This window comes from Psychromonas sp. B3M02 (assembly GCF_003318165.1).
In the GTDB taxonomy this organism is placed as follows: Bacteria; Pseudomonadota; Gammaproteobacteria; order Enterobacterales; family Psychromonadaceae; genus Psychromonas.
The window spans coordinates 1-4,715 of record NZ_QOCB01000135.1; the positions used below are offsets into that span (position 1 = coordinate 1).

The 4,715-nt window shown below is 37.3% G+C and carries 3 protein-coding genes; all 3 read right to left on the minus strand.

Annotation, left to right across the window (positions count from 1 at the left end):
- Positions 1–394: 394 nt before the first annotated feature.
- Entirely contained in the window at positions 395–2,167 is a 1,773-nt protein-coding gene (locus DS885_RS14980) for a sugar phosphorylase (RefSeq protein WP_113820218.1), read from the minus strand.
- Positions 2,168–2,251: 84 nt separating this feature from the next.
- Positions 2,252–3,475 (minus strand): glycosyl transferase, encoded by a 1,224-nt coding sequence (locus DS885_RS14985; RefSeq protein WP_113820219.1) that lies wholly within the window; start codon positions 3,473–3,475, stop codon positions 2,252–2,254.
- A 16-nt stretch (positions 3,476–3,491) separates the two neighbouring features.
- Positions 3,492–4,358: an HAD-IIB family hydrolase gene (locus tag DS885_RS14990; protein ID WP_113820220.1), complete on the minus strand. Its 867-nt coding sequence runs from the start codon at positions 4,356–4,358 to the stop codon at positions 3,492–3,494.
- Positions 4,359–4,715 lie beyond the last annotated feature (357 nt).

A 4,715-nucleotide genomic window follows, 5' to 3' on the forward strand; every position in this document is an offset into this window, starting at 1 on the left:
TCGTCGCATTAAATAAAAAGCTCACTTCGGTGAGTTTTTTTGTATATGATATTCGCTATATGATAGTCATATTGATGACATAACGGCTACCATCTTTACATAAAGGCATAATACCAATCATAGTAAGTAACTGATCTATTTTACTTGTTAAAACAACTTATTTTTTCGTTGTAAGTTTCGTATAGGGAACAACCATTTACATCAACTTACGCCTCAAACTAAGCCATTTTTCCGGCGCAAAATTTAGATCAGTTATTTAATACAATTGGTATAACTCGCCTACCTATGAATTTAGGGTGGGTAGACGGTTACTTTTCTATCTAAAAGCAAAAAGCCAATCGTTAATGATTGGCTTTTTATTTACAGGCTTAACAACTTTTACTATCTCATCATTTTATTCATAGAGAATGTTACTTATCCACACTGTTTGATAAGGTGCAAGCATCATCATATCGGCTTGTACATCAATCACTTCACCTGAGATTAATTCATACCAGTTATCCGTCATGATTAAATTTAAATCATGAATCGCAAGCTCCATTTCATGGCTAGTGATATTACTGATACAGAATATACTCTGTTTTCTATCCAGGCTTTGACGCCAAAATCCAAACATCTGTAGCCCTAGATGCAAGGTAAATTGTGTTGCATTAGGGTGGAATGCAGGTTGCTTAATACGAATATCCAATAGGTCCTTTAATGAGCTTAACACAATTGAATGATGGTTAGTCTCATCATCTAAATTATCTTGTAACTCTTCGTAGTCCCAACGATGTCTGTTAATGGAGCGATTGTGCTGTGTATTAGCGACTTTTTCATAATCGTTCTGTGTACCTAATAAACTATGAATATAAACGCCTGGTACCCCTTCTAAACCAAACATAATGGCATGAGCACAAAGGAAACGTTGTAATCCTAATTTATCTTTACCTTTGGTTGTACCTTGTAACGCATCGTAGAGTGCAATATTAATTTCATACGCTTTAGGTGCGCCAGTTTCAGTGGTTCGCCATGAAACCTTTCCGCCAAATTGTTGCATGGTTTCTACTAACGTTGTTAATTCATAATCATTTAACAAGCCTTCAGCAGGACGTAAACCAATGCCATCGTGCGATGCGATAAAGTTAAAATAGAAAGTCCCATTTTGCGACGGTGGCATACTCATTAACCAACGCTTCAAGTATAAACAGTTACCTGTTACTAACGTATTAATAAGGAGAGGAGGTAATGAGAAGTTGTAGATTGCATGAGCTTCATTGGCATTACCAAAATAGGTTAGATTTTGCGTATTAGGGATATTTGTTTCCGTAATAATAACCGCATCACCTTGCGCATGCTCTAATAATGTTCTTAGTAAACGAACCACCTCATGGGTTTCAGGTAGGTTAATAGAGGCACTATTAAGCTTTTTCCATAAGAATGCCACTGCATCAAAGCGGAAAATTTTCACGCCCATGTCTAGGTATAAGCGGATAATAGACACAAAGCTTTTTAGTACTTCAGGATTCCTAAAGTCAAAATCTACTTGGTCGTGACTAAAGGTACACCAAACGTGTTGTGTGCCTTTACCCGTTTCCGTTTCTCTTAGTAGATCTGACGTTCTTGGGCGCACCACACTTGATAAATCATCATCCGGTGATGCAGTGTAGAAAAAGTCGCTACCAACACCTTCACCTTTGATAAAGTTATCAAACCATGCACTCCGGCTCGAACAATGGTTAATCACGAGGTCTGACATCAAACGGCGCCCTTTAGCGATCGCCTGTATGTCAGTCCAATCCCCTAATGATTCGTTAACGCTAGAATAATCGATCACTGAAAATCCATCATCGGAGCTATAAGGGAAGAAGGGTAGAATATGCACACTATTAACGCTATCAGCGAGATAGTTATCCATAAAGTGCTGCAGTGTCACCAGTGGTTTTTCGTTTGGTTTCATCACGCTGTCACCGTAAGTGATCATAATGATATCTTTCTGCGACCAATGGTTTTCATAGGCAATCGGTACCGAGCAATGTTCATGCAATCTCATTAATTTAATTAACTGATCGCTCAAGTCTTCAGTACTGATGCTTAAATCGACATCTTTATAAATAAAATTAAGCTGCTGTGTCAATTTACTTTTTAACAGTAACAGTTCATGTTCTGCTGCACTTATCCCGACCATAAAACTCCCCTTATCATCACCAAACGTTACTTTTATGTAGTCGCTTGGTGCAATTTTTATTATTGATTTTAGTGTGAGTAAAGATTATTCACTGAACTCTTGATAATCTAACTCCACTGCTTCTTTTAGTTGCTCTAAGACATCTGGCATTGCACTAATCACACGACTCCATGATGGAATAAAAGGTGTATCCATTGGTTTGTCTAAGAAAATTTGGCCAGCAGTCATGACATTTTCTGCAAACATTTCAATGGCTTTCTCTTCATTATGAATATCTAGACTTAGACCATTCATTAAGGCATCACCACGGTACATTTCTAAATAATCCAATGCGATTCGATAATAAGTGGCTTTAAGAGTACGAATACTTTCAGTACTAAATGTTTCACCCTGTGTTGCTAGTTTACGAATAAAGGCTTTAGTAATGTCTACTGACATTTTTGATAAACCACCTTCTACATTATCAAGTGATAAATCCTGGTGTTTATGGTCGTAAGCATCTGAAATATCTACCTGACAAGTACGGTTGCTGGCATAGTTACGATGCATTTCTGATAACACACCGATTTCTAGTCCCCAATCACTTGGAATACGTAAATCAGTCAACACATCTTTACGGAATGAAAACTCCCCCGCTAATGGGTAAAGGAAGCTATCAATAAATTCTAAGTAATCGTTATGACCAATGGTTTTCTTCAACGCTTTCACTAATGGAGTGACCAATAAGCGAGATACGCGACCATTTATTTTGCCGTCTGCAACACGAGAGTAAAACCCTTTACAAAACTCATAGTTAAAACCAGGGTGAGCAACTGGGTAAATTAGTCGTGCTAATAAAGAACGATCATAAGTCACGATATCACAATCATGTAATGCCACTGACTCAGCTTTACCTGAGGCTAACGTGTAGCCCATGCAATACCAAACATTACGGCCCTTCCCTAACTCTTTAGGTGCAACGCCAAGTGCTTGTAATTTAGCATCTAATGCTTTTAATCTTGGTCCTTCATTCCATAATACACGATGATGCTGTGGTAATTTTTTGAAGAATTTAAGCGCATGACGGTACTGCTCTTCATTAGCGCGGTCTAATCCGATTACAACTTCACTTAAGTAAGGCACTTCACATAGGTGGTCAACGATATCTGGGAATGCATCGCCTTCTAATTCTGAAAAAAGTGAAGGTAAAATTAACCCCATTGGGCGAGATGAAGAAAATGTTTGTAGTTCAGCTTCAAGATGTTCATTACTGCGCTGTCTTAGATTATGCATTGTAGTCACAATGCCATTTTGATAAAAATCAGCCATTTTAGAATTCCTTAAATTAACAAATTAGTGTCGAAGATAATATTTCTTGTAAACATTCAGCCCAGCCAGCGGGCCCATATTGACGGCTTTGATAAATATTGTTGTTTCGCTCAAGCGATGGGAAGTCGTGCACTGGAGATTTAATTTGCACTGCAATAGTAGCTTGCTCAAGCATTGCAATATCATTCTTACCATCACCTAATGCAATGGTTATAATCTCATCATGTGGTGCAATAAGTGTTTTTTCAGATTGTGAAGAGAGAGCAGCGTATTGAGAGTATTGCTGCGCTAGCCACTGTTGGGCTTGGCCTTTATTACAGTGACCACTGATATGTAGAAAACGTCCTCCTTGTAATACATTAGCGCCTTGCTTTTCCATGCAGGCAACAAACTTAGTTTGAGTTGCTTGATCGCCTGTCCAGTGAAGTGGTTCACTATACTGACGTTGCTTTGCCATTTTTGCGTTATCTTCACTCAAGTCAGTTAACGCCATTAACTCACTGACCGACATCTCAGAGAACCCTTGATAGAAGTTAGCAAAGTCGCCAGCAAACTCTTTTAATAAAGATTGCCAATGCTCACTGCTATGTGAAAAGGATTTAACCCAATACTGCCCTTCTAATCTTGTATCAGAAGGTTGTTGTTCAAAGTAGTTGACGGGGATGTAAATGGCGGCGCCATTTTCTGTAATAAAAGGAGAATGAAGAGACAGTTGCTGTCGAATTAATTCAATTTCTGGGAATGTTTTACTGCTGTTAGGGATAATAGCAATGTTGTCTTGCTTTAATTTATCGATCATCTCTTGTGCATCATCAGTTTGATACGTGTAATGATCTAATAATGTGCCATCCAAATCAGTAAAAACTAATATCTTTTTATTCATCTATATTCCATTTATTTGATGATTCACTTCTATTTTTACCCTAACCAATATTTGATTACCAATAAAATTACTCAATTTAATGAAAGTAACTGTCAATAGAAACATCAACTGAGAAATTTTATAGTCCTTATTTATTAGTTATTTAACAGTAATTACCTCTTTTTTGTTAGGGCCAATAAACAGATAATTTAAATTATTTACCCTTCCATGGTGCCAATAATTTTATGTAAATCTTATTTAAGATAAACATAACAATACCTTAATTAAAGTCATTGTACTAATTTTAGACAAGTATGAGGGGCAACAATAAAGACTGGCATCAGTGGCGGCTAAATACCGCCACTAAGTGATATGAAG